20 protein-coding genes and 1 other RNA gene are annotated in these 25,324 nt (G+C 36.8%); 11 read left to right on the top strand and 10 right to left on the bottom strand.

The genetic code is table 11. The annotated features are described in order from the left end of the window. The first annotated feature begins 114 nt into the window (after positions 1-114). From mnmE to J0871_RS15290, 4 genes are all read left to right on the top strand, one after another. Positions 115-1,518, top strand: a complete 1,404-nt coding sequence (gene mnmE, locus J0871_RS15305; protein WP_208226117.1) for a tRNA uridine-5-carboxymethylaminomethyl(34) synthesis GTPase MnmE — start codon at positions 115-117, stop codon at positions 1,516-1,518. Positions 1,519-1,653: 135 nt separating this feature from the next. Then, the gene (locus J0871_RS15300) at positions 1,654-6,144 is read left to right on the top strand and encodes an ATP-binding cassette domain-containing protein (protein WP_208226116.1); all 4,491 of its coding nucleotides are present in this window, start codon (positions 1,654-1,656) and stop codon (positions 6,142-6,144) included. A 106-nt stretch (positions 6,145-6,250) separates the two neighbouring features. Continuing rightward, positions 6,251-6,655, top strand: a complete 405-nt coding sequence (locus J0871_RS15295; RefSeq protein ID WP_208226115.1) for a hypothetical protein — start codon at positions 6,251-6,253, stop codon at positions 6,653-6,655. A gap of 52 nt (positions 6,656-6,707) precedes the next feature. Continuing rightward, entirely contained in the window at positions 6,708-6,863 is a 156-nt protein-coding gene (locus J0871_RS15290) for a hypothetical protein (RefSeq protein ID WP_208226114.1), read from the top strand. A gap of 10 nt (positions 6,864-6,873) precedes the next feature. Here the strand turns inward: J0871_RS15290 and J0871_RS15285 are convergent, their stop codons facing one another. Continuing rightward, positions 6,874-7,071, bottom strand: coding sequence for a helix-turn-helix transcriptional regulator (locus J0871_RS15285; protein WP_075327418.1), 198 nt, complete (start codon positions 7,069-7,071; stop codon positions 6,874-6,876). Continuing rightward, complete coding sequence (locus J0871_RS15280) at positions 7,068-7,460, bottom strand: hypothetical protein (protein ID WP_208226113.1); 393 nt, start codon at positions 7,458-7,460, stop codon at positions 7,068-7,070. The genes J0871_RS15285 and J0871_RS15280 overlap by 4 nt, the downstream gene beginning before the upstream one ends. Positions 7,461-7,619: 159 nt before the next feature. On the opposite strand from J0871_RS15280, the gene J0871_RS15275 reads away from it, so the two are divergent. Further along, positions 7,620-8,075 carry a nuclear transport factor 2 family protein gene (locus J0871_RS15275; RefSeq protein ID WP_208226112.1) on the top strand — a complete coding sequence of 152 codons (456 nt, stop codon included), beginning with the start codon at positions 7,620-7,622 and terminating at the stop codon, positions 8,073-8,075. A gap of 294 nt (positions 8,076-8,369) precedes the next feature. On the opposite strand, the gene fahA is transcribed toward J0871_RS15275, so the two are convergent. After that, on the bottom strand, positions 8,370-9,659 hold the full coding sequence (gene fahA, locus J0871_RS15270) for a fumarylacetoacetase (protein WP_208226111.1): 1,290 nt from the start codon (positions 9,657-9,659) through the stop codon (positions 8,370-8,372). Between the two features lie 110 nt (positions 9,660-9,769). Between fahA and glyA the strand changes: the two genes are divergently transcribed. After that, positions 9,770-11,044: a serine hydroxymethyltransferase gene (glyA, locus tag J0871_RS15265; protein WP_208226110.1), complete on the top strand. Its 1,275-nt coding sequence runs from the start codon at positions 9,770-9,772 to the stop codon at positions 11,042-11,044. Positions 11,045-11,179: 135 nt separating this feature from the next. Here glyA and J0871_RS15260 read toward each other — a convergent pair whose 3' ends face one another. Next, positions 11,180-11,584 (bottom strand): acyl-CoA thioesterase, encoded by a 405-nt coding sequence (locus J0871_RS15260; RefSeq protein ID WP_208226109.1) that lies wholly within the window; start codon positions 11,582-11,584, stop codon positions 11,180-11,182. Next, positions 11,584-12,651 (bottom strand): glutaminyl-peptide cyclotransferase, encoded by a 1,068-nt coding sequence (locus J0871_RS15255; RefSeq protein ID WP_208226108.1) that lies wholly within the window; start codon positions 12,649-12,651, stop codon positions 11,584-11,586. The genes J0871_RS15260 and J0871_RS15255 overlap by 1 nt, the downstream gene beginning before the upstream one ends. Positions 12,652-12,738: 87 nt before the next feature. On the opposite strand from J0871_RS15255, the gene ffs reads away from it, so the two are divergent. The 3 genes from ffs to fsa all read left to right on the top strand — a co-directional run bounded on the left by ffs (position 12,739) and on the right by fsa (position 14,395). Beyond that, positions 12,739-12,837: signal recognition particle sRNA small type (gene ffs / locus J0871_RS15250), an RNA gene on the top strand. A 44-nt stretch (positions 12,838-12,881) separates the two neighbouring features. Next, on the top strand, positions 12,882-13,703 hold the full coding sequence (locus J0871_RS15245) for an SDR family oxidoreductase (protein ID WP_208226107.1): 822 nt from the start codon (positions 12,882-12,884) through the stop codon (positions 13,701-13,703). Between the two features lie 35 nt (positions 13,704-13,738). Then, positions 13,739-14,395: a fructose-6-phosphate aldolase gene (gene fsa / locus J0871_RS15240; protein ID WP_208226106.1), complete on the top strand. Its 657-nt coding sequence runs from the start codon at positions 13,739-13,741 to the stop codon at positions 14,393-14,395. 140 nt (positions 14,396-14,535) lie between these two features. On the opposite strand, the gene J0871_RS15235 is transcribed toward fsa, so the two are convergent. Continuing rightward, positions 14,536-15,954, bottom strand: coding sequence for a hypothetical protein (locus J0871_RS15235; RefSeq protein ID WP_208226105.1), 1,419 nt, complete (start codon positions 15,952-15,954; stop codon positions 14,536-14,538). A gap of 177 nt (positions 15,955-16,131) precedes the next feature. On the opposite strand from J0871_RS15235, the gene J0871_RS15230 reads away from it, so the two are divergent. After that, the gene (locus J0871_RS15230; RefSeq protein ID WP_208226104.1) at positions 16,132-17,763 is read left to right on the top strand and encodes an ATP-binding cassette domain-containing protein; all 1,632 of its coding nucleotides are present in this window, start codon (positions 16,132-16,134) and stop codon (positions 17,761-17,763) included. A gap of 69 nt (positions 17,764-17,832) precedes the next feature. Here the strand turns inward: J0871_RS15230 and J0871_RS15225 are convergent, their stop codons facing one another. The 3 genes from J0871_RS15225 to J0871_RS15215 all read right to left on the bottom strand — a co-directional run bounded on the left by J0871_RS15225 (position 17,833) and on the right by J0871_RS15215 (position 23,075). Further along, entirely contained in the window at positions 17,833-20,115 is a 2,283-nt protein-coding gene (locus tag J0871_RS15225; protein ID WP_208226103.1) for a TonB-dependent receptor, read from the bottom strand. An 81-nt stretch (positions 20,116-20,196) separates the two neighbouring features. Then, entirely contained in the window at positions 20,197-20,502 is a 306-nt protein-coding gene (locus tag J0871_RS15220; protein ID WP_208226102.1) for a hypothetical protein, read from the bottom strand. Between the two features lie 215 nt (positions 20,503-20,717). Next, positions 20,718-23,075: a TonB-dependent receptor gene (locus J0871_RS15215; protein ID WP_208226101.1), complete on the bottom strand. Its 2,358-nt coding sequence runs from the start codon at positions 23,073-23,075 to the stop codon at positions 20,718-20,720. 402 nt (positions 23,076-23,477) lie between these two features. On the opposite strand from J0871_RS15215, the gene J0871_RS15210 reads away from it, so the two are divergent. Next, positions 23,478-23,840 carry a CoA-binding protein gene (locus tag J0871_RS15210; protein WP_208226100.1) on the top strand — a complete coding sequence of 121 codons (363 nt, stop codon included), beginning with the start codon at positions 23,478-23,480 and terminating at the stop codon, positions 23,838-23,840. On the opposite strand, the gene J0871_RS15205 is transcribed toward J0871_RS15210, so the two are convergent. Further along, positions 23,811-25,256, bottom strand: coding sequence for a sodium:solute symporter (locus J0871_RS15205; RefSeq protein WP_208226099.1), 1,446 nt, complete (start codon positions 25,254-25,256; stop codon positions 23,811-23,813). The two genes, J0871_RS15210 and J0871_RS15205, sit on opposite strands and share 30 nt — an antisense overlap. Positions 25,257-25,324 lie beyond the last annotated feature (68 nt).

Genomic DNA, 25,324 nt, shown 5'->3' with positions numbered 1-25,324 from the left:
GTGATGTCTCTTTATTAATAGACGATCTTTTTCGCACGATGTTACAATTTTTAAAAGATACAATTATTCTCTCCCTCTTTTGGAGGGGGTTGGGGGGAGGCTTATCTTTGCACTATGAAATTAAACGATACTATTGTAGCGCTTGCCACACCTTCTGGTGCAGGTGCCATTGCGATTATTAGGGTTTCCGGCCCCGAAGCATTTAATATTGTTTCACCGCTTTTTAAGGCGAAGAGTAAAAAAAAACTAAGGGAACAGCCCAGTCATACTTTACATTTAGGAAATCTAATGGATGATGATCGTACCTTAGATGAGGTTTTAATTTCAATATTTAGAGCGCCTAAATCTTATACCGGCGAAGAAACGGTAGAAATTTCCTGTCATGGGAGTCCATATATTCAACAAGAGATTATTCAATTAATGATTAGAAAAGGTTGTCGCTCTGCTGAAGCCGGGGAGTTTACAATGCGAGCCTTCCTTAACGGAAAAATGGATCTTAGTCAGGCAGAAGCTGTAGCCGATCTAATTTCTTCTGAAAACCAGGCTTCGCACCAAATGGCGATGCAACAAATGCGCGGCGGATTTTCTAATGAAATTCATCGGCTACGTCAGGAATTATTAGATTTTGCTTCTTTAATTGAATTGGAATTAGATTTTTCTGAAGAAGATGTGGAGTTCGCTAATCGCGATCAATTTAAAGAATTGGTAGCCAGAATTCAGCAGGTATTAAAACGTTTAATAGATTCTTTCGCTACCGGGAACGTGCTTAAAAACGGAATTCCGGTGGCAATTGTAGGTGAGCCAAACGTAGGGAAATCTACTTTATTAAATTCACTTTTAAACGAAGAACGCGCGATTGTTTCTGAAGTCGCCGGTACTACCCGGGATTCTATTGAAGACGAAATGAGTATTGGTGGCGTTGGATTTAGATTTATTGATACCGCCGGAATAAGGGAAACTGAAGATGTTGTGGAAAGTATCGGAATAAAGCGAACTTTTGAAAAAATAAGTCAGGCGCAGGTAGTTGTTTATCTTCTAAATGCAGAAAAATTCAAAGCTCAGAGTTCAAAATTCAAGGTAGAAATTAAAAAAATCCACAATCAATTTCCTCAAAAACCTCTTGTTGTTATCGCGAATAAAGTAGATCAACTTACGGAAAAAGAGAAAGAGAGTTTATTTGAAAATTTAAACGAATTGGAAGGCGCAAGTTTGCAGTTAATTTCTGCCAAAACAGGCGAAGGTGTAGAGGAACTAAAAAGTAAATTACTTGAATTTGTAAACACCGGCGCGCTTAGAAATAATAATACCATCGTAACCAACAGCCGTCACTATAATGCACTTTTAAAAGCTTTGGAAGAAATAAACAAGGTAGAAGAAGGCTTAAATACAGACCTCTCTGGCGATCTATTAGCGATAGATATTCGCGAAGCATTAGAATACTTCGGCGAAATCACCGGGCAGGTCACTAATGATGAATTATTGGGGAATATATTTTCAAACTTTTGCATCGGGAAGTAACCAGCAAATTATTTTATTACAAAAAAATTAAAAGCTCCCTCAAAGGTAAATAATGCTATACTTTCCTTAAAAGACCATCTTAGGCTGTATAATCTTCCTAATTTTATTCTTTTAATAGAGAAACAGTAAGCCTTTATGCGCATTATTAATGCCCACCAAAATAATCTCAGGAATATAACTCTTAACATTCCGGGAAATCAATTAATCGTTGTTACCGGATTATCGGGATCGGGAAAATCATCCCTGGCAATGGATGTGATTGCTAACGAAGGTTACCGCTATTTTTTAGAGAGTCTCCCGGCTTACAATCAACAAAATGCGCAGTTAATTCCCACCGCAGAAGTAGATAATATAGAAGCGCTACCGCCTGTCATCAAAGTGGAACAATCGAAGCGCTTTCAATCAATTAATACAACTTTTGGAACGCTTTCAGAAATTGCATCTGTCTTCAGAATTTTATTTGCTCGTTATTCCGCAGAAGAGACGATGAGTAAATCGCTTTTTTCTTTTAATCATCCCAAAGGGGCCTGTGAATATTGTCATGGGATTGGTGAGGCAGAATATATTGATCTTGATAAATTGGTGGGCGATGAAAACAAAACCCTGAGAGAAGGAGCCATTACTACAACCTTGCCGAATGGTTATATTGTATATTCTCAAATTACAGTAGATGAATTAAATAAGGTATGCCAGGCCCATGGTTTTAGTGTAGATATTCCCTGGAAAAATCTCACCAACGAACAAAAAGAGGTGGTTTTAAACGGAAGTGATCGCATTAAAGTTTTTTTTGGAAAGCATACTTTGGAATCCCGGTTAAGATGGGAAGGTTTAAAGGCAAAACCCCGGGAGGAAGGATTTTATAAAGGAATGCTTCCTATTATGAAAGACATTCTGCGACGGGACCGTAATCCCAATATCTTAAAGTTTGCGAGCTCCAGAACCTGCCCCAGTTGTAAAGGAGCACGTATTAAGGCTGAACATCTGGATTACCAATGGCAAGGGCTAAATTTCCAGGAATGGATGGATTTACCTTTAAATTATTTATACGAAAGCCTGAAAAGCCGGAATTTAAAGGATGGGGAACAGCTTTTGGTAGATAAGATTTGTACGCAGTTGTTCGATCTGATACGCCTTGGGATGGAGGAATATCGCTTGAGTACTCCCAGTACCGAAATTTCTTCGGGAGATGCGCAGCGTATAAAACTCATAAAACAGGTTAATAGTAGCCTGCAGGGAATTCTCTATGTTTTTGACGAACCTTCCATCGGTTTATCTGAGGAATATCAGAACTATTTACACCATATTTTGAATCGGTTGATAAAGCGGGGTAACACGGTTATGGTTGTAGAGCACGATCTAAATTTTATAAGATCTGCCGATTGGATAATCGAGTTAGGACCCGAAGCCGGGGCTTACGGGGGAGAAATTCTTTTTAATGGACCGATTAAAGAGTTTTTAAATGCCGAAAATTTATCGAGTCCAACCCTGGCTGAAATACAAAAAGAAAATTCAAAAGCTGAAGTCGAACCTGTAAAAACCTCAGTAGATGCATTTTCTCCCAACGCTGGAGAATTAATCGTTGCGAACAGAAAATCATCTGAATTTCTTCAAAAACTTTCGGTATATTCAAAAAAAGAAGGTTTAAAGTTGCTTACGGTTTCAGATCAACCTATTGGTAAAACCCCCAGAAGTAACCCCGCCACTTATACCGGCCTGGCCGATAAAATACGCGATCTCCTAGCAAAATCACCGGAAGCCAAAGCTCTAAAATTAGCTAAAGGTGCCTTTTCTTTCAATAATAAGCGCGGGAGATGCGAAACCTGTGAAGGGGCAGGTGTGATCACACTTTCTATGAATGTGTTGGGTACTATTAATCAGGTTTGTCCTACCTGCAACGGCCAGCGCTTTAAGCCGGAAGTTTTGCAGGTGGATTGGAAGAATAAAAATATTGCCCAAATCTATAACCTGAGTATAGCTGAAGCTTTTGAGTTCTTTACCGGCGAAAATAAAATCACTAAAATACTTGCTTTAATGTTGCAATTAGGCCTGGGTTATATTACACTTGGCCAGCCTTCAAATACCCTGTCTGGTGGCGAAGCACAACGAATTAAGCTCACCAAACATTTTGCAAAACAATCTAAAAAAACACTTTTATTGTTGGAAGAACCCAGTATTGGATTACACCAGCAAAATGTGCGCCAGCTCCTAAAAGCTTTGCATCAGCTTAAAAATCAAACCGCGGGAATTATTTGCTTTGAGAATCATCAGCTTTTTCAATCTTCGTGTGATATCCTGGTAGAAAATAATAATAAAGCTTCCTTGCCGGAATTTAAAGAATCACCAGACCAACGAAGAGATACTATTGCTGTAAAAGGAGCTAAAACCCATTATTTAAAGGACCTGGAAGTAGACTTACCCAAGAATCAATTATCTGTAGTTACCGGAATTTCGGGATCGGGTAAATCTTCTTTGGTGATAGACACCCTGCACGGTTATGGATTACAGGAAATGACCAAACAGTTTTCGAGTTATCAGCAATCCAGGGTAGGAGTTAATTTTCAGTTTGATGTAGATTATATTGAAGGGCTTACTCCAACTATTTGTGTTACCCGTAAAGAAAAAAGTTTTACAGAACGCTCTGATATTGCTAAACAGACGGGAATAGATAAGATTTTACGCTTTGCTTTTTCCAGAAAAGCGCAATACGAAGGAGAAGAATTATCTGCCAGCCATTTTTCTAATAATCACGAATTGGGAAAATGTGCTGTATGTGATGGAATGGTGCAGGAACTGCTGCCCGATTTAGATAAAATAGTTCTGGACCAAAATAAAAGTATTGCCAATGGTCTTTTTGAGCACAATAAATCCCTGGCTTATTATGGTCAGGCGAGCAGTCAGTATATGGCAATTGTAAAGGAGGTGGGAGCTCAATATAATTTTAATCTGGAAACACCTTTTAATGAGCTAAGCCACGAACAGAAAGATATTCTTTTTAATGGAGCAGGCGAAACTGTATGGAAGGCCAACTGGCAGTTCAAGACCAAAACCCGGGAAGGAATTCAGGAGGTAAGTATGAAATGGGAAGGGCTTTTCCATTACTTAAAAGAAGAATATTATAAAACCCGAAAAAATAAAAATATTGAAAAGCTAAAAGCCCTTTTTTCCCTCAACGAATGTAGCCATTGTTCTGGAAGTGGATTAAAACCGGAAAGATTATCCTTTAAAATTGGAGGAAAATCTATTCATGAGATACGGTCAATGAACTTTAAAGCTTTGGAAAACTGGCTTTTGGCTAATTCCAGGCTAGATGAAATGGATCAAGAACTTATCTTTAGAATTCAGCCTCATTTAATTAATACTATTAAACGGGCAAAGCAGTTGCACATTAATCATCTTCAATTAAACCGAAAATCAATGACGCTTTCCGGTGGAGAAAATCAACGTGTAGCACTTATCAAGCAGTTAAATAGTCCGCTAAAGGGTATTACTTATCTTTTGGATGAACCTTCAGCAGGATTATCTAATAACAATATACCCGACCTGGTCAATATTCTCAAAGAACTCGTGGAAAAGGGAAATACAGTTATTGTAATTGAGCATAATAAAGAGATTATTCTGAAGGCTGATAAACTAATTGAAATAGGACCACAGGCAGGAAAATTAGGAGGTTACCTTACTTTTCAGGGAAATTCGCAAGAATATTTGAAACAAAAGGATACTCATCCTTTTTTAAAAGAACCTTCTCAACCAATTATTTTAAAAGAATCAGAGAAAACTATTTCCTTCCGAAAAATTTCTAGACATACTTTAGTGAAAGCTGTTCTGGAAGTGCCAGTTGGTGGCATTACTGCTATTAGCGGTAAATCTGGAATAGGAAAAACGACCTTAGTAAAAGACATCCTGATTCCGAGTATTGAAACCGGAAAACCGGTAAATTGTGAAAGCATACAGTTCCCAAAGAAGTATTTAGACGCGCATTATTTTGAGCCTAAAAAACTTAGAACCCACGCAAATACCTTATTGGTTTCTTATTTAGATCTACTAAAGGAAATAAGTAGAATATTTGCCAGTGAAACAAACTTGAAGCCCCGGGATTTTTTATATAAAACAAAAACCAGTCAGTGTGCAAACTGCAAAGGAAAAGGCTACCTGGAAACCAGCCTGGATGTAGCTGCCAATGCGATTGAAAAGTGCGAAGTTTGTAAAGGGAAACGTTACCAGCAGCATATTTTGGAAAAGACTGTAGATTCAAAAGATATTGCTGAGGTACTCGCATTTAATCTAATAGAATTAAAACAGTGGTTTGAAGAAATGAAGGTTTCAGAGAAAATTATTTCATTTTTGAATCAGATGGAGAAAATCGGTTTGGCGCATCTTCACTTAGATCAGGCTGTACAATCACTTTCCTCGGGAGAAAAGCAACGATTATTACTTTTGAATTGGCTGCAGAGTCCAACTACCAACGCCCTTTATATTCTTGACGAACCCAGCACCGGATTGCATTATGCTGATATTGATCTTTTGTTTGAAATAATGAAAAAACTCAGTGAAAACAATGATTTATTAATCATAGATCATAATCCATATTTGTTACAAAAGATTGGAGTGGGGGTGGTTTTAGAATAAAATTTATGACTGAAAAACCTTTTCTTTTTTCCTTAAAGTTCAGGATTTTTTCTATTTTTAAACTGTTTTTAGTAAATTCTATCAATTTTAAAATTCCCTTACATTAATGAATAAATTAGTTGTTAGCAGGAGATCGGAATGGGCCAACAGGGCCAGAAAAATCGGATTATATCTTAATGATAAGAAAATTGATACCGTAGGAAATGGAGAATCAAAAGAATTTACATTGGAACCCGGAGATTACAAATTGAAAGCAAAAATTGATTGGTGTGGGAGCCAGGTTCATCATTTTGAAATAAAAGAGAATGAGGTAACAAAAGTAGAACTTACTGGATTTACCCAAAATAAATGGGTGCTACCTATATTTATTCAAATGATTCTTCTTGTTTTATCATATATTATTGAGATAAATAGTGTTTTAATGATCGCTTTCTCTACGTGTCTGTTAATTTATATAATCTATCCAATTACTTTTGGTAAAAATAATTACCTCAAATTGATCCCAGGATAATTAAACCCGTAACCTTCAGCATAATTGATAAATTCTAAAAGATTTGATAAAGATGAATAAAGTAAGAATTACCGGTTTAGGATTATTAGCAATTGGCATTAGCTTAATTTCCCTGCTTGAAGGAGATTTAGCCGATATAGCTGCGGGCTTACTAACAGGTTTGGGAATTGGTTTATTGGTAACCGGCCGTTTAAGGTTTCAGAAGTAAGTGCTCACATTTAATTTTCTTCAAAAGAAAAAATAGCTTCTATTGGCAATTTAAAAAGCCTGGAAATTCTAAATGCCGTTGGCAAACTGGGGTCGAATTTCTCTTTCTCTATGGCATTAATTGTTTGCCGCGAGACCCCAATAATATCTGCTAAATCTTCCTGGGTATAGCTATTTTCGGCTCTTAGTACTTTTAATTTATTTTTCATGCGTAGCGTTTAGTATTTACAGTGACCAAAACCAAATAGGTTAGGCCTATAAATATTACCAGGTTGCTTATTTCGGCATTATATGCAATTAAATTGGTGGCATCAAGTAGAGAATAAGTTAAGCCAACTACTACCGCTAAGCCTAAGGTTAAAGCCAAAGATTCTAAATGAATTTTACGCTCCAGCTCATCAAAATTATTGAACATTCTCCGGTTCGCAATAATCATTAAAATTCCGTGCACAAAGTTTACCGAAACTGCCAGTGTGGTTAATACACTATGATCGTCCCAAAAGTATTTGGGGCCAAAAGAGGCAAGGGCAAGGGTAGCCACCCAGCTCCAGGTCCAAATGGCAAGGTTGTAAAGATTCTTTTTTCGTTCTGCTTTCATTTTTAATGTAATTAATAGTTTACTTTATGTAATGTTTACTTTACAAACATACGCAATTAATTTAAATGTAAAGTTTTATTTACATAAATTTCTTTGAAATTCAGAAAAAGAATGATGTTAAGGGATAAATTAGTATCTTAAATTCTAAATAATTATCCTATGAAAAGAGTATTTCAAGTATTAATATTATTTCTTGCTACAGCGGCTATGGGGCAGGATTCAGAAAAGCAAAAGGAAGAACAGATAAAAGAACTTATTAAAAATTCTTTTCAAGAGATATTTTCTAATATGGAGTCTCAAGCGCTTGAGACTTATTGTACACAAGATTTCTTACTCCTGGAAACCGGGGAAGTTTGGGATATGGAAAAGATGAGGAGTTATATTAAAAAAGTGAGGGAGCAAAAATCACAGGTGAAAAGGATTAACTCTTTTAATTTTATTGAAATAAAAATTGAAGGAAAAATGGCCTGGGTGGCCTATCACAATAAAGCCGAATTTATGTCTGGAGATGAGGTAGTAAGGGAAATAAATTGGCTGGAAAGTGCCTCTGCCATTCTTACTGATGAAGGTTGGAAGCTTCAGCTTCTTCATTCTACCATAGCGAACAAAGAGTAATATTAATTTGACGCTGGCAGTATATAGCTTCGGTTTAAATCTCAATTATTTGGTGAAAATAAATTTCAACGCTTTCTTTCACTATCTTTACCCGGTTAATGCTAAACTATTTAGAAATTATGGCAAAAGAAAAATCACCTTCAAAGAATTCGGCTAAGAAAGAACCGGTTTTGAGTTTAAAGGAAAAGCGCGCTGCTAAGGCCGCAAAGAAAAAGAACAGAAGTTAATTAGATATTTTATTAAAAGAAAAGAGGCTGTCTTAGACAGCCTCTTTTTATATAGTTTCAAAGTATTTTACTTTTTCTTAGGTTCAAAAACCGGTAATAATTGGCTGCTTACTTCGCCAAAACCAATTCTACGGCCTTTGCTTTCGCAATAGCCACGCATAATTACAGTATCGTGATCTTCAATGAATTTACGTTCGCTTCCGTCTTTAAGTTTTATTGGCTTTTCACCTTTCCAGGATAACTCTAACATAGAACCATAACTATCTGGGGTTTTCCCTGAAATAGTTCCCGAAGCCATCATATCTCCAGAATTTACCGGGCAACCATTAACGGTATGATGTGCTAATTGTTGACTCATATTCCAATACATATGCTTGAAATTGGTTTTTGCCAGCGGTGTTTCTTCAGAATTCTCCGGTTTAAGAGAAACTTCAAGATTAATATCAAAGCTTTTCTTGCCTGTACTTCTTAAATATGGAAATAATTCTACTTCAGGTTTAGGTCCTTCAGTTCTAAACGGCTCTAAAGCATCTAAAGTAACAATCCAGGGTGAAATTGAAGAAGCGAAATTCTTGGCAAGGAATGGCCCTAAAGGTACATATTCCCATACCTGGATATCTCTTGCGCTCCAGTCGTTAAACAACACCATTCCAAAGATATATTCTTCGGCTTCTTCTATTGGTATTGGTTCTCCCAATGGATTGGCATCAGTAGTTATAAAAGCCATTTCAACTTCAAAATCTACTCTTTTTGAAGGTCCAAATACAGGAGTATCAGAATCTTTTGGTTTTGTTTGTCCCTGTGGCCGGTGTACCGGGATCCCACTTGGGATTATAGAAGAACTCCTTCCGTGGTAGCCAACGGGAATGTGTAGCCAGTTTGGCAATAATGCGTTGTCTGGATCACGAAACATTGTTCCTACATTGGTAGCGTGTTCTTTGCTCGAATAAAAATCGGTATAATCACCAACCTGAACTGGCATTTGCATTTCAATCTCGTCTAGCGTAAAAAGTACACGGCTTCTATGCTCTTCATTATCCCTTAATTTATCATTTTTTGCGTCAAAAATTTCGGCAATTCGGTTACGTACCAGTCGCCACGTTTTTTTTCCGTCAGAGATAAAATCGTTTAGGGTATCCTGTAAAAATATATCATCGGTTAACGGGATTCCTTCAAAATAGCCCAATTGGTGCAGTGCGCCAAGGTCTATCGCAAAGTCTCCAATACGGGAGCCTATGGTAATTACATCGTCCCGGGTTAGGAATACCCCAAAAGGAATATTCTGAATAGGGAAATCGGTATTTTCCGAAGTTTCCAACCAGGTTTTTCTATTTGGGTCGTTAGCTGTAATAGGCATATAATTTTTTGTTTTTATTAAGAAATCTAATGAATCCAAATATATTATTTTCCTGTTATTAACCGAATGTATTTCTTACTTTTGATGAATATTTAACGTAAACTTTTGAAATGCAACGAGACACCGAAATTTTTAATTTGATTGCGGAAGAAAAAGAACGCCAACTTAACGGACTTGAGTTAATTGCCAGTGAGAACTTTGTGAGCGAGCAGGTTCTGGAAGCTGCAGGTTCTGTACTTACCAATAAATATGCTGAAGGTTACCCGGGCAAACGCTATTATGGCGGTTGCGAAGTGGTAGATAAAGTAGAACAACTGGCTATAGATCGTTTAAAGGAATTATTTAATGCCGAATATGCCAACGTGCAACCACACTCTGGTTCCCAGGCAAATACCGCGGTATTTCATACCTGCCTAAACCCAGGAGATAAATTCTTAGGATTTGATCTTTCTCATGGTGGGCATTTAACCCACGGTTCTCCGGTAAATTTCTCCGGAAAACTTTATAATCCTGTATTTTACGGGGTAGACAAGGAAACCGGACGTATAGATTACGACCAGGTTGCTGAAATTGCCAAAAAAGAAAAACCTAAAATGATTATTGCCGGAGCATCGGCATATTCAAGAGAAATAGATTATAAAAGATTTAGAGAAATAGCCGATAGTGTTGGTGCAATTTTGTTTGCAGATATTGCGCATCCTGCCGGGCTTATTGCCAAAGGATTAATTAGCGACCCCATGCCACATTGCCATATTGTAACTTCAACCACGCACAAAACCCTTCGTGGGCCTCGGGGCGGAATTATAATGATGGGTAAAGATTTTGATAATCCATTTGGGCAAAAATTGAAAAACGGAAAACCTAAAAAAATGTCTACTTTGCTTAACAGCGGAATTTTCCCTGGAAACCAGGGCGGGCCTTTAGAGCATATTATCGCTGCAAAAGCGGTGGCCTTTGGAGAAGCTTTAACCGATGAGTTTTTGCATTACACCGTACAGGTTAAAAAGAATGCAGCGAAACTTGCCGAAGCATTTATGGATAAAGGTTATGATATAATTTCCGGTGGAACCGATAATCACTGTATGCTTATAGATCTTAGAAATAAGAATGTAAGCGGAAAAGAAGCTGAAGAAGCTTTAAGTAAAGCTGAAATTACCGTAAATAAAAATATGGTGCCTTTTGACGATAAATCGCCATTTGTGACTTCAGGAATTAGAATTGGTACCGCTGCCGTAACAACTCGCGGACTTATAGAAGCCGATATGCCTAAAATTGTAGATTTTATTGAACGTGTAATCACTAACATAGATAATGATAGTGAACTGGAAGCGGTTAAAAATGAAGTAAAAGCTATGATGAAGGGAAAACCACTTTTTAAAGTGTAATTCCTTCAATACTGGATATAATTTCAAAAGCTTATTTGATAGTTGTCTTTCACGTCATCCTGAACTTATTTCAGGATCTAAGTAGAAAAAACTTTCAAATAAGCTTTTTTTTGCGCTGCTCAGAAATGTGTAGAATTATTGCTGAAAAACCTTCTTTAATTCTTCAGAAATCTTGGTTGGTCTTTTCTTTTCCTGGTCCATAAGTGCCCAGGTGGTTTTGGCTTCTACTAAAACTTTTTCGGTTTCAGCATTTTTTATAATCACGTGCCGCACAGATTTTACATGAGAAGTTTCACCAACATAGGTTTGCAGTAAAATCCTGTCGCCCAAAAAAGCCTGTTGCTTATAACTAATTTCGTGGGTAACCACGATCCAGAAAAATTTCTCATTTTGCTCTTTGGTGGCTCGCGATTCCCAATGCGCTTTAGCAACATCCTGCACCCATTGTACATACTGCACGTTATTCACGTGGTTCTGTTCATCCAAATGCCTTTCTTCAACTAAAAAGCTTTGTTCAAATATTTCTGGTGTTTCAGCCATTATTTTTCTATTATTTCTACTTCAAAAACCTTGTCCCAGTTTTTCCCGGTCACATAAAGTTTGTTGGTATTTTGGTTATAGGCAATGCCGTTAAGCACGTGGTTTTGAGAATCCAAATCATCAAGATTACCTAAGCGTTCCCGCAATCCCCTAAAATCGATCACGCCTTCTATTGCTCCGTTTTCAGGGTTAATAATAGTCACACTGGGAAACTGGTAAGTATTGGCATAGATCTTTCCCTCAACCCATTCCAGTTCATTAAATTTTGAATAAATCTTAGTGTTGGTAGCCACCTGTATAAAATCTTTTTCAGCAAGTGTTTCTGCATCCAAGATCCAGATCTTTTCGGTGCCATCACTTTTGTAAAGTTGTTCACCATCGTTACATAAACCCCAACCTTCTTTACTCTGGTTATAGCTAAAAGTGCCGGTTTGTTCAAAGTCCTCTAAATTGTAGATTAAACCTTCTTTTTCTCTCCAGGTTAGCAGGTAAAGTTTGTTATTAAGAATGGTAAGTCCTTCGCCAAAATAAGTGTCGTCCAGGTTTATTTTATTTAAAACTTCTCCGGTTTCCAGGTTGAGTTTTCTTAAGGAAGAATTGCCATATTGCCCGGTGCTTTCATATAAAGTGTCCTCATAAAATTCTAAACCTTGTGTATAAGCTTCTCTATCGTGCGGGTATTCCTTAATTACTTTATAAGTATATGCTTTTGGAGATTGGTTGTTTAAAATTTTTAGGTTATCACTAATTGTATCGGTTTCCCCTTCAGAAAAAACGATGGCTTCCAGTTTTTGGCGTCCTAATTTTGTGTTTTCAAGTGGAACCGAAAAAGAAGTTTCCGCTATTAAAGTTTGAAGATATTTTTGCTGAAAATAAAGTTGAATAGAATCAATTTCTCGGTCTTTTAGGTTTTCTATCGAGCCTTTAATTGTTTCTCCAAGCTTAAATTCGGTCTTATTTTCGGCAGTTTTTAGCTTAAAATAAGAAGTTTTTTTATCAGAATTACTTCCGCAGGAAAAAAATAAAAATCCTAATATTAACAGGGACAGGAACTTAAATTTATTCATTGATCTTTTGCATTAAATACCTTGCTAAAATACTTAATTCGGTTTAAAAAATACTTGCGCAAAGTAGGAAAGATTGTATATTTGCAGCGGCAAGTCCCACACAACCAGCTCCTGCTGAATCCCCCAGGGCGGGAACGCAGCAAGGGTAGGCGGTCGTAGCGGTGTGATGTGGGGAGCTTGCCATTTTTTGTTTCTAAAAGGTTCTAAATTTTATCGCATCTTTGCAGCCTATGAAAACAAATGCATCTCCTCAAAAAGTAGTGCTTATAACCGGAGCTTCTTCCGGAATTGGAAAATCTATAGGCGAATACCTTTCTAAACATAATTTTAAAGTTTACGGTACCAGCCGGAATCCGGCGAAGATATCCCATCCTCCTTTTGCGATGGTGGCTCTAGATGTGACCCAAAAGGAAACGATTACCGCTGCTATTGAACAAATAATTGCTGAGGAAGGCAAAATTGATGTACTTATCAATAACGCAGGTGTTGGAATTACCGGTCCCATTGAGGAAACTCCAGATGAAGAAATCGTAAAAGCTTTTGAAACAAATTATTTTGGACCTATAAAAGTGATAAAAGCGGTTTTGCCTGAAATGCGAAAGCAAAACAGCGGCTTAATTATAAATATTACTTCTATTGCCGGCTATATGGGCTTGCCTTACCGCGGAATTTATTCAGCTTCAAAAGGCGCTTTAGAACTTACAACCGAAGCTTTTAGAATGGAATTGAAAGATTTCAATATAAAAATGACCAATATTGCTCCCGGAGATTTTGCGACCAATATCGCAGCCGGTCGTTATCACGCTCCCGTTCTGGAAGATTCTCCTTACAAAGAACCTTATGGGAATACTTTGAAATTGATGAATGAAGATGTAGATGCGGGGAAAGATCCATTTGTCATGGCTAAAGCAGTGCATAAAATTATTCAGGAAAAAGATCCTCGCGGGCATTATAAAGTAGGGGAGGCGCTTCAGAAATTTTCAGTGGGTTTAAAGCGAATTTTACCTGATAAAGTCTATGAAAAAATGCTGCTTAAGCATTATAAGTTATAATTTTGTAAAAACAACACATTAAACAATTATAGGTTATGAAATTTTTTATTGATACCGCCAATCTTGATCAAATAAGGGAAGCCCAGGCACTTGGGGTTTTAGATGGTGTAACTACCAATCCCTCTTTGATGGCGAAAGAAGGAATTTCCGGAAAAGATAATATTTACAGGCATTACAGGGAAATTTGTGAAATTGTAGGCGGTGATGTGAGCGCTGAAGTGATCGCAACCGATTTTGACGGAATAGTTAGAGAAGGGGAAGAGCTGGCCGAATTACACGAGCAAATTATTGTGAAAGTTCCTATGATCAAAGAAGGAATTAAAGCGATTAAATACTTTAGCGATAATGGGATTAAAACCAACTGTACATTAGTTTTTTCAGCAGGTCAGGCTTTGCTTGCGGCCAAGGCTGGAGCTACGTATGTTTCTCCTTTTATTGGACGTTTAGATGATATCTCTACTGATGGTTTAAACCTTATTGCAGATATCAGATTGATATATGATAATTACGGATTTGAAACTGAGATTCTTGCAGCTTCCGTTCGTCATACCATGCACGTTTTAGAGTGCGCAAAATTAGGCGCCGATGTAATGACCGGGCCACTTTCTTCTATTGAAGGTTTATTAAAACATCCGCTTACAGATATTGGTTTAGAGAAATTTTTATCTGATTATAAGAAAGGAAATCAATAAGAAATTGCTGAAATAAAATTTATGGAAAGGCTATTTAAAGAGTTTGCGTCAAGCTGAATTTATTTCAGCTTCTAACATCTTAGATCCTGAAACAAGTTCAGGATGACGATAAATTTTAAAGAACTCTCTAAATAGCCTTTTTAATTATTCAAAAACTCCAAAATTTGTCTTTCAAAATTAGGTGTGTTAAGTTGTGCTTCACCGTTTACTATATTCCCCTGGGTGTCCAGAAAAATAAGTTTGTTGAGGTAGTTTTTAAGTAGATTAACGTTGATGTTAGCCGAATTTAATTTGTATTCTCGCTCTTTATTCATCCCATACACTTCTACAGTATTCTTCCAGGATTGTTGAGAGTCGTTATCAATATTAATTCCTACAAATTCCAGTTCAGGATATTTTTCCCGTAAGGTAGAAATAATAGAATGTTGCCATTTATAATGTTCTGGCGCTTCCATAGACCAGTGATAGGTAACTATAGGTTTATCTGAAATATCTTCCAGCTGTATGTTTTCTTCCTGAAAATTTGTTAAAGATAAACTTCCAATATTATTCCCGGGCAGTAAACTTTTTTGTATTGCTGCCATCTGCTTTAAATCGGGAAGATTTTTTCCATTAAAATTAATGTCTTCAAGAATATTTAAGATGCTATCAATCTTTTCAGCATTGTTAGAAAATACCATTCCCTGAATTGCCAGGCGGTTTATAAATATATTTTTGATTTCGCTCTTTTCTATTAGTGAATCGGCAAGGCTAATTCGATATTGAATATTGTCTACAGAGTGTAATTCAAAGCAATCGGCATTGGTATCATACTCTTCCAGGCATCTTTCAATAGAACGGGTTCTTAGATAATCTTCAATAAAATTAAGATAACCGTAGTACTCTTTAAGCTTAGTGTCATTAAAGTTAAGATCGCCGCGGTAATCGTGAAAATCATCTGGAATTTGCTGGGCTAGTTCGTTATAGTATTTCTTTACTAAAAACGTATAACGTTCTCTAAGATGGTAAAAATCGTAATCTATACTGTTATTGGCGAGGTCTAAAAACGATTCAGAAAAATTCTTCTTTTCGTTTAACTTTTCTAATTTATTTTTCCTTCTATTTTTAATAGAATCGGTAATTCCGGCAAACTCATTAGGATTTATTTTATAATAGGAAAGCATTAAGTTATTGTTCCTTTCATTATTAAGAAACATATCTAGCAAAAAACTGCTTTTAGCAGCTCCAGGACCGCTAAAATTAAGCGATTCATCAAACTGCATAGTGTTTAACCAAACCAAAACACTATCACCGGGTTCCAAATACATAATTTGATTTTCGGGCGGGTGGTTAAAACTATAAATCCCAGCTTCTAAACCTTTAAAATTTTTCCCAAATTGGTTATTTTGATCCAGGAAGAGCGTATCTATGGTCTTATTATCTTTAGAAAGAATGAAATAGGGATTGTAGGGGTTCATAATTTGACCGCCCACAAAAGTTCCTTTCTGGTCTTTTTGAGAGTCATTACAACCGGTAAAAAAAATAACTCCTATAAGAAAAAAAAGTATATAATATTTCATGGAGATCTTCAAGAACTAAGGACTTAGAAATGCCACTTTTTCTGGCATTACCGGCAAATATAACCCGAGCCATATACCCTGAATGTTAATCGGGCGTTAAAAGAATAATAAAAACGTTAATCTTTAGATAAGTGTTGAAGTTTGGCTATTTTTGCAAAAATTTACAAATTCTATTTTATGCTTTCAGTATCAAATCTTTCGGTTCAATTTGGCAAGCGTGTTTTGTTTGATGAAGTGAACACCACTTTTACCCAGGGCAACTGCTACGGAATTATTGGAGCCAACGGCGCCGGAAAATCCACATTTTTAAATATCCTCTCCGGAAAATCTGAGCCTACTTCTGGCCACGTTAACCTGGAGCCGGGTAAACGAATGTCTGTACTGGAGCAGAATCACAACTTGTATGATGACACCCCGGTTTTAGAAACCGTAATTATGGGGAACCAGCCTCTTGCGAAGATCAAGAAGGAAATGGATGAGATCTATATGAAAGAAGATTTCAGCGATGCCGATGGAGAAAGAGTAGGCGTTTTACAGGTAGAATTTGAAGAAATGAACGGCTGGAATGCCGAGAGTGATGCCGCTTCTTTATTGTCTAATTTGGGAATAAAAGAACAATATCACGCAACCTTAATGAAAGACCTTGATGGTACTCAAAAAGTAAGGGTGTTATTAGCCCAGGCACTTTTTGGAAATCCAGATGTGCTAATTATGGATGAGCCTACCAACGATTTGGATTACGAAACCATCTCCTGGTTAGAGCATTTCCTGGCTAATTATGATAACACGGTAATCGTTGTTTCTCACGACCGTCACTTCCTGGATGCTGTTTGTACTCATATTTCTGATATTGACTTCGGAAAAATAAATCATTTTAGTGGTAATTATACCTTCTGGTACGAGTCTTCTCAACTTGCCGCCAGACAGCGTGCTCAGCAGAATAAAAAATCTGAAGAAAAGAAGAAAGAATTACAGGAGTTTATACAGCGTTTTAGTGCGAACGTAGCCAAATCTAAACAGGCTACTTCCCGTAAAAAAATGATTGATAAACTTAATATTGAAGATATAAAACCTTCCAGTAGAAGGTATCCTGCAATTATTTTTGAACGTGAACGTGAAGCCGGAGACCAGATTTTAAATGTAGAGAAACTGGAAGCTTCTATAGAAGGCGAAACGCTTTTTAAAAATGTAAATATCAACCTTGCTAAAGGTGATAAAGTTGTAGTTTACTCTAGAGATTCTAGAGCAACCACCGCTTTTTATGAAATTATAAACGGAAATCAGGAGCCGGTATCTGGTAAATATTCATGGGGAGTTACCACTTCTCAATCTTATCTTCCGCTAGATAACTCAGAGTTTTTTGAGAATGATCTTACTTTGGTAGACTGGCTTAGACAATGGGCTAAAACCGATGAGGAAAGAGAAGAAGTTTATATACGCGGATTCTTAGGTAAAATGTTATTTAGTGGAGAAGAAGCACTAAAAACCTGTAAAGTTCTCTCTGGAGGTGAAAAAGTGCGTTGTATGTTAAGCCGAATGATGATGATGAGGGCTAACGTTGTAATGTTAGACGAACCTACAAACCACCTTGATTTGGAATCTATTACCGCTTTTAATAACTCGCTAAAGAATTTTAAAGGAACGGTAATGTTTACCACACACGATCACGAATTTGCGCAAACTGTAGCCAACCGTGTAATTGAGCTAACACCAGGCGGGGCAATAGATCGTTATGCTACTTTTGATGAATATATGAGTGATAAAAAGATTAAAGAGCAACGGGATAAAATGTATGCTGTAGAGGCTTAAGAAAACTTGAATTATAACAATAAAAAATCCCGCTATTTGCGGGATTTTTTATTTTGTACTACTTTTTAATTAGAAATTATAATTAATAAAAATCGTAAAATTTCTGCCCGGTTCGGTGATCGGTTGACGGGTGAAGTCTGACTGGTTATTAAAAGCGAAATTTAAATGATTGTAATAATATTTATCAAAAACATTCAGGATTCCTACGCCAATATTTAGGTTTTTAACAGCGGTAGTTCCGGCTTTTAGATCCACTAAACTATAACCGGGTGTTCTGGTCTCTCCAAAGGAAGGAGCTATGTTCTCCTGGTCTGCAGTGATGTTGTAATAAATCCCGGTCCAGAACTTAGAACTTTCATATTCCAGTCGTGATCTGCTCACCAATGGTGGAGATAGTGGTAGCGACTCTCCAAGATCTTCGTTTTGAGTGTAGGTATAAGCCAGGTCTGTGCCCAGTTTAATACCGGACTTAAACACCAGTTCTCCCGAGAGTTCGAAACCTGTCTTGTAGGCTTCATCAAGGTTTCTAAACACTTTTGGATGCACAGGCGGTTGATTTGGCATATTCTTTCTGGTTAAGCTTTCATCTACTAAACCAACGATATAATTCTCATATATTGAATAAAATGCACTTACGGAGAAGTTGAAACTTTTCAGGGTTCCGGTATAAACTTCTTTTCCGTTGAAGCCTACCTCAAATTGATTATTTACTTCAGGTTTCAGATTGGGATTTCCTACATATTCATAAGGATCTCTTCCAATATTGAAAAAGGCAATATAGCGTTCTTCCATATTTGCCGGTCGGGCACCTCTTCCGTAGGAAAGTTCCAGGGAATAATTCTCTTTTAATAAGTGTTTATAAGCTACCGTGCCACTAAAAAGTTGTTCGTTGCGCTTTCCATTGTCCGGGTATAATTCAGAAAAACTTTCGTCCCGATCACGGCTTTCTGAAACAATATGATCTATACGAGCTCCAATATTAAAAATGTTTTTCTTATTGAGTATAAACCTGGTTTCGGCAAAAACACCATAATCATTTACATAGCTGTTCTGCCATACCTTATCCTCGAATTCCATTGGTATTTCTAAAAGTTCGCCGGCCATATTCATCTTAACCAGGCGTTTTCTTTGCCCATCACGGGAGAGATTTGTAACATCTATTCCAGAAAATAACCGCCACTTGTTGTTTAGCTTCCATTCGGCTTCCAGTTTTCCACCATAAGTGGTTGCCTCTACCTTAGAAATTGCTTCAATTCGATTAAAAGAAGGGCGCTGGTAATTGTCCATAATATGGTCTACAAAAGAGTAGTAGACCTTTGCAGTTAAACCTTTAAATTTTCCCGTTTCAGCCTTGTAGTTATAGTCCAGGCTAAAAATACTGCTATTATCTTCATCGGTATCCATCATTAATCCCGCGTGTTTTACATCGCGACCAAAGGATTGCCGAAAGCCTGCTTTTAACCTGTTACTTTCGTTAAAAGAATAACCTGCTTCCAAATTATAACCCAGGCTGCGGAAGGAGGAAGGTATGCTTCTCCCAGCACCATCTTCATAGTCGCCATAATCTCTCTGACTAAAATTTCCCGAAAGATCCCATTTATTTAGATGGCCTTCCAGTTGAACCATATTTACCATAGAATTCTCGTTACTTTCATATCCTGAAGAAACGCTCCCGGAAAATGCATCAGTGGTTTCCACTGTATTGTCGGTTACCATATTGATAATTCCACCAGAAGTATTTCCGTATCTAACGCTAAAAGGACCTTTAATGATCTCAATTCTACTAACTTCTTCGGGATTTACCAGGGTGGTAATGGGATCCATACGGCTAGGGCAGGCGTGCATCGCTTTAGTGCCACCGTCAAACTGAATGTTTAATTGTTCATATTGGCTGGCACGCATACTTGGATCCATAGCGTAACTACCTCGCTTAATAAGTGAAAATCCGTTGATATCGTTAAAAAGCTCTCCGGCATTTTTGGGCTGCACCACCTTTTCTCTAAAATTAGTTTTTACCAGGCTTTGTGCAGGATCTATTTGTGGATTTCCAAGGAGAAGGATTTCACTAATTCTAAAAGTGAATCTTTCCAGGTAGATAACCTCACCCGGTTTGATATTTGTAAGATTTTGTTTTCGGTATTTTAAATGACTTATCTGAAGCGTATCTTCTTCAGAAAAATTTATAAAAACTTCTCCCTTTTTGTTGCTGACAGCTGCTTTACTGCTGCCTTTAACCTGTATAGTTGCATCTTTTATAGGTTCCATATTAAATTCGTCTACAAGACTTATTTTAGACTGCGCTTGTAGTAATAGGGTAGAAGACAGGAATAATAATATGCTTAAAATTCTCATTTAATGCTATTTAAAAATTGATATAAGTAGATTGTATCCGCCGCTTTATACCGATGGATTTTTATGATAATTCTGAAAAAATTAAGCTTTAAAAGAAGGTGGGTGAAAAGACTTTGGTAAGTATTGGTAGGTATAATTATTTAAATATGTTATTAGAGTATTTTCTTCTTCTGAGAACTGAAAAACTTCTAGTTGTTGCATTGGGTTAAAAAAGAGAACTACCTGCCGTTGTAAAAAATCAAGATGGGTTGGTTTCTCTTTGGTTGTAGAATCCTGACTTAATTTTGAGATTTCACACTTTCCATTACATTCCATTTCTGGTTTGTCTATATTAACACAGAATAATTCAGTAAAACTTGAATTATCTACCAGGTAGAAACTTATCATAAAACCACTCTTTATGCTGTTAAACAGCATAACTACCGTGAATAGTAAAATGATAAATGTGCTTCTTTTTCCCATTTAAATGCAAAGATAAATGTAATTGTAGGTATTGGAATGTGACTTAAATCACATTGGAGCCGAATTAATGTTAAATTAAAAACCCGGTAAACTATTACCGGGTTTTTTGGCTAATCAAACTAAACTACAAACTATTATTTCTAAAACATTCCACCGCCTTCGGCTTCGTTGTCATCTCTTTGTTTTCTTTTTAATGCCCTGTTTTTGCCACCGCCAAATCTATAGGAGAAGCCTATATATACATTTTGGGTTTCACCTTTAAATCTTCCGGTTTGCGGTAGGGGACGGCCATTGGTAAAGCTGAATTCCTGCGTATCAAAAACATCGTTAAAGTTTAGGCTAAGAGTGGCTTTATCATCAAGAAAGGTGTAGCGCCCGCCAAGGTTCATAAAATACATCGGGTCCATATCCATTTGAAGATTTTTAGCTTTGCTTCGGTAAAATCCAAATAACTGGAAGGTTAATTTATCAGTTGCTTTAAAATTATGATTGGTTCTAAAAGTCCAGGCGGTGTTATCGGTTTCCAAATACTCGGTGCCAACTACTCCTTTTAATCGCTGGCTGTATAATTCAAAATTGGTATTTGTGCTCCACCAATCTGTAAATTTATAATTGGTTCCCAGTTCCAGCCCATAAGCATTATTATCTTCAAAATTGTCAAATTGAAGTAAAAGCGAACCTTCTTCATTAGGATCTTCTATAAAAACCTGGCTGATTTCATCATTAATATTTCTAAAGAAAACACCTGCAGTCAAACTTCCTTTTTTAGTGAACTTCCGGGTATAATTAAATTCAAGGGAATTGGTGAATTGCGGATCTAATTCTGGATTTCCGGAAACGGTTAACCTGGGTGTGCTTATCTCGCGAATAGGACTCACCTGGCCAAAACCGGGACGATCTACTCTTCGGCTATAACTTAATTGATAGGAATTTGTTTCATTTGGAGTAAAATTCAGGAATCCGCTAGGGTAAATATTAAAGTAATCGTCGTTAAAAACATTTTCGCCGTTGTAAATTGCATCTACGCTAAAATTCTCCAATCTGGCACCAAGCTGGTAAGACCACTTTTCAAAGTTTTGTCCGTAAGTGGTATAAAACGAATAAATATCTCTTTTATACTGGTAGGTGGCATCGTTTAAAAAGTCACTGGTGGTACTGTAATCATTATCGGTATCTGAAAGCCTGGCTTCAGCTCCAACCTCAAGTTTACTATTTTCTGAAAGGGGATTTTCATAATCAACGTTCGCGATAATATTTTCCCGGCTTCCATTCACATGGTCACGGTAATCTGTGAAACCTTCGGTGTCTCCTTCAAAGTTAAAGATAGAATTTTCCTCTTCATTAAAGGTGTTATAATCTACTTCGAAAATAATTTTATGTCCTTCTTTTTCAAACTTTCGGTCGTAAGCGAAATTGTAGGTGCTATTAATATTATTGAAATTTGCATCAAGGTTCTGCGCTAAATTAAGTTCTGAATTATTAGGATAAATAATTCTTAAAGCTCCTAAAGGTCCACCGTCGTAATGATTCTGGTTAGTGTAAAATGAAAATGTATTCTTGTCGTTAAGATAAAAATCTACCCCAACTTTATATAAATAAGATTCTCTTCTGTTGGTAATATCAAAAGCCTGTCGGTAATTATCCTCAGTAAAATTGATTCTTCCAAGATTGTTGCGATCACCAAACTGGGCGCCAAAATTTCCGTAAAAGTTGAATTTTCCTTTTCGGTAATTCATATCAAGAGAACCGTTGTAACGGGTGTTCTCACCAATAGTAACACCGGTATTTAAATTTCCGTTGAAACCATCGTTGGCATTTTTATGCAATACTATATTGATGATTCCGCTCATCCCTTCGGGGTTATATTTTGCCGAAGGATTGGTTATTAATTCAATGGTTTTTATCGAAGTTGAGGGAATTTGTTTCAACAACTGCGCAGGATCCATATTGGTTGGTTTCCCATCTATAAGAATACGCACATTAGAGTTTCCGCGAAGCGCAATATTTCCATCCTGATCTACGTTTACAGAAGGTACGTTATTCATAATTTCTGAAGCGCTGGCGCCGGTAGTGGTAAGGTCTTTCCCCACATTAATTACTTTCCTGTCTATTCGCTGCTCTATGGTGGTACGCTCTGCCACCACGGTAACCCCGTCTAGCATCGCAACATCTGGTTCTAATTTAATAGTACCAAAATTATGGGAGCTTTGGTCTTTAGTGATTTCTATTTGTTTAGAAAAGGTTTTATACCCCATAAACTGAACTTTAAACATATAAGCTCCGTTTGGAATCTTTTCAATATAGAAAGTACCATCGGCAGAAGAAGTATTGCCCGAAACCAGGTTTCCTTCCATATCTGTAATACTAATGGTAGCGTAGGGGATTGGTTCTTCCACGTCGCCATCTATTACAGAACCCGATATCTTTCCCACGGGTTCGTTGGCCATTGCAGTAAAACTGCTGATGCATAATGCTAAAATTAAAAATAACTGTTTCATTTTTTGATTGATTTTGATGATTAGTATGTTTAAAATAAATCCTTGTATTACATAATACCAGAATGTTTCTTTTGGCAAATTCTTAATTTTGATGAATAAAACTTACCAGTTTTTGATTGATGAATGACCCCTTGAATGTTATACCTTATACTTTGTATTGCATAATAGATAAACGTGCATTTTTAAAAATTTTGATCTTTCCTCTATTATAAAGACGAGCAGAAAAATGAATTGTTACAGAATTTTAGAAAGAATTTTAAAAAAAGCCCGTATTTTAGAAATACGGGCCGCTAAAATTACGGGTTTACTAACCATCACATCTATATTCCCGCAACTAAGCTATCCTAAAGACTATGGGGAAGTATTTTTGTTACACTTGTCCTGAAACCTTAGATTTGTTATATGGAGAAAAAAACTTTAGTACTCGGCGCATCTCTTAATCGTTCCCGTTATTCTAATATCGCGATAGAACGTTTGGTAAGGTATAATCAACCTACAGTAGCTATTGGTTTAAGGAAGGGCGAAGTTGCAGGAGTTAAAATAGAAACCGAAAAAATTCATTTTCAGGATATAGATACGGTTACCCTTTATTTAGGCCCGCCAAGACAGGAGGAATATTACGATTATATTGTTTCTCTAAATCCTACGCGAGTAATTTTTAATCCCGGAACAGAAAATCCTGAATTTTACCAAATCCTGAGAAAAAATAATATTGAAGTTGAAATTGCCTGTACTTTAGTGATGCTTGGTACGAATCAATATTAATCCCAATAGGGTTAGGAATCCGTTTAGAATTAAAATAAAAAACCCAAATTCAAACCCAAACCAAACCAGGCTGTTTATACTAATTATGTAGGATAAAACAGGCGCCAGGATTGCAACTATAGGTACTAGCTTATCCTTTACTTTAATATTGGTAAATAAACCAAGCGTATAAAGTCCCAACAGCGGACCATAAGTATATCCGGCAAATTCAAACAGTTTATTAATCACACTTTTATCGGCTATCGCATATTTAAAAATTAGCATTACTGCGATAAATAAAATAGAGATTACAATATGAATTTGCTTTCTAATTCTCATTTGTTTGGCTTCTTCATAGCGTTTTTCAATATTTAGAATATCAATACTAAAAGAAGTAGTAAGCGCGGTTAAAGTGCCATCGGCACTGGAATAGGCCGCAGCGATAAGTCCCAGGATAAAAAGAATAGCTACACCAATTCCTAATTCACCTCCCGTTGCAATTGCAGGGAAAAGTTCATCTTTAATCGCGTCAATTCCGCTCAAATCGGCGTATTGGGTGAGTAGGACTCCTAAAATAAGAAACATCATGTTTACAATGGTAAGTACAATAGTAAACGAAAACATATTTTTTTGTGCATCTTTCAGGTTTCTGCAGGTTAGGTTTTTCTGCATCATATCCTGGTCGAGCCCCGTCATTACTATTGCAATAAAAGCACCGCTCACAAATTGTTTTATAAAGTGATCACTACTTTTCCAGTCTTCAAAGAAGAAAATTTTTGTAAGTCCGCTTTCTGAAAGATGATTCATCATTCCCCCGGCCGTAATCCCTAATTCATCTGAAACCACGATAAGAGTAACGCCGAGTGATAACAGCATAAAAAATGTTTGCAGGGTATCTGTCCAGACTACGGTTTTAATTCCGCTTCTAAAAGTGTATAACCAAATTAAGAAAATGGTTGCTGAAACCGTAGCGTAATAGGGAACTCCTAATTCATCAAAAAGGATAAGTTGTAAAACATTTGCTACTAGAAAAAGCCGGAAACTGGACCCAACTATCCTTGAGAGTAAGAAAAATGAAGCCCCGGTTTTATAAGAATATTTCCCAAAGCGGCTTTCCAGGTAAGAATAAATTGAAGTAAGATTTAACCTGTAATAAAGGGGCAATAGAATAAGCCCGATCACAGCATAACCTACGGTATAACCCAAAACCACCTGAAAATAACTAAAACTATCGGTAGCCACGGTTCCCGGCAAAGAAATAAAAGTAACCCCGCTAAGCGAAGCACCAATCATCCCAAAAGCCACGATATACCAGGGTGACTCCCGATTAGCACGAAAAAATTCAGCATTACTACCCGCTCTGCTTGAAAAGAAAGAAACTAAAAATAAAAGTCCGAAATAAGCGGCGATTAAAATTAAAATATGGTAGGGCTGCATAGCGATGATTTTGTGAAGTGGCGAATTTACAAATTAAGCTGAAACTTTAGCCCGCTTACTTAAAATGT

The sequence above is a fragment of the Salegentibacter sp. BDJ18 genome (assembly GCF_017579965.1).
Classification (GTDB): domain Bacteria; phylum Bacteroidota; class Bacteroidia; order Flavobacteriales; family Flavobacteriaceae; genus Salegentibacter.
Note: the sequence above shows the minus strand (reverse complement) of the source record. Positions and strands in the feature narration are given on the sequence as shown.

Bases quoted from the DNA above. Each gene is read 5' to 3' on its own strand.
- J0871_RS15285 (WP_075327418.1), bottom strand. From the start codon at position 7,071: ATGAAAAATAAATTAAAAGTACTAAGAGCCGAAAATAGCTATACCCAG.
- J0871_RS15220 (WP_208226102.1), bottom strand. From the start codon at position 20,502: ATGATAAGTTTCTACCTGGTAGATAATTCAAGTTTTACTGAATTATTC.
- J0871_RS15235 (WP_208226105.1), bottom strand. From the start codon at position 15,954: ATGAAATATTATATACTTTTTTTTCTTATAGGAGTTATTTTTTTTACC.
- J0871_RS15295 (WP_208226115.1), top strand. From the start codon at position 6,251: ATGAATAAATTAGTTGTTAGCAGGAGATCGGAATGGGCCAACAGGGCC.
- fsa (WP_208226106.1), top strand. From the start codon at position 13,739: ATGAAATTTTTTATTGATACCGCCAATCTTGATCAAATAAGGGAAGCC.
- glyA (WP_208226110.1), top strand. From the start codon at position 9,770: ATGCAACGAGACACCGAAATTTTTAATTTGATTGCGGAAGAAAAAGAA.
- J0871_RS15260 (WP_208226109.1), bottom strand. From the start codon at position 11,584: ATGGCTGAAACACCAGAAATATTTGAACAAAGCTTTTTAGTTGAAGAA.
- mnmE (WP_208226117.1), top strand. From the start codon at position 115: ATGAAATTAAACGATACTATTGTAGCGCTTGCCACACCTTCTGGTGCA.
- J0871_RS15300 (WP_208226116.1), top strand. From the start codon at position 1,654: ATGCGCATTATTAATGCCCACCAAAATAATCTCAGGAATATAACTCTT.
- J0871_RS15205 (WP_208226099.1), bottom strand. From the start codon at position 25,256: ATGCAGCCCTACCATATTTTAATTTTAATCGCCGCTTATTTCGGACTT.
- J0871_RS15280 (WP_208226113.1), bottom strand. From the start codon at position 7,460: ATGAAAGCAGAACGAAAAAAGAATCTTTACAACCTTGCCATTTGGACC.
- J0871_RS15255 (WP_208226108.1), bottom strand. From the start codon at position 12,651: ATGAATAAATTTAAGTTCCTGTCCCTGTTAATATTAGGATTTTTATTT.
- J0871_RS15230 (WP_208226104.1), top strand. From the start codon at position 16,132: ATGCTTTCAGTATCAAATCTTTCGGTTCAATTTGGCAAGCGTGTTTTG.
- J0871_RS15215 (WP_208226101.1), bottom strand. From the start codon at position 23,075: ATGAAACAGTTATTTTTAATTTTAGCATTATGCATCAGCAGTTTTACT.
- J0871_RS15245 (WP_208226107.1), top strand. From the start codon at position 12,882: ATGAAAACAAATGCATCTCCTCAAAAAGTAGTGCTTATAACCGGAGCT.
- J0871_RS15225 (WP_208226103.1), bottom strand. From the start codon at position 20,115: ATGAGAATTTTAAGCATATTATTATTCCTGTCTTCTACCCTATTACTA.
- J0871_RS15210 (WP_208226100.1), top strand. From the start codon at position 23,478: ATGGAGAAAAAAACTTTAGTACTCGGCGCATCTCTTAATCGTTCCCGT.
- fahA (WP_208226111.1), bottom strand. From the start codon at position 9,659: ATGCCTATTACAGCTAACGACCCAAATAGAAAAACCTGGTTGGAAACT.
- J0871_RS15290 (WP_208226114.1), top strand. From the start codon at position 6,708: ATGAATAAAGTAAGAATTACCGGTTTAGGATTATTAGCAATTGGCATT.
- J0871_RS15275 (WP_208226112.1), top strand. From the start codon at position 7,620: ATGAAAAGAGTATTTCAAGTATTAATATTATTTCTTGCTACAGCGGCT.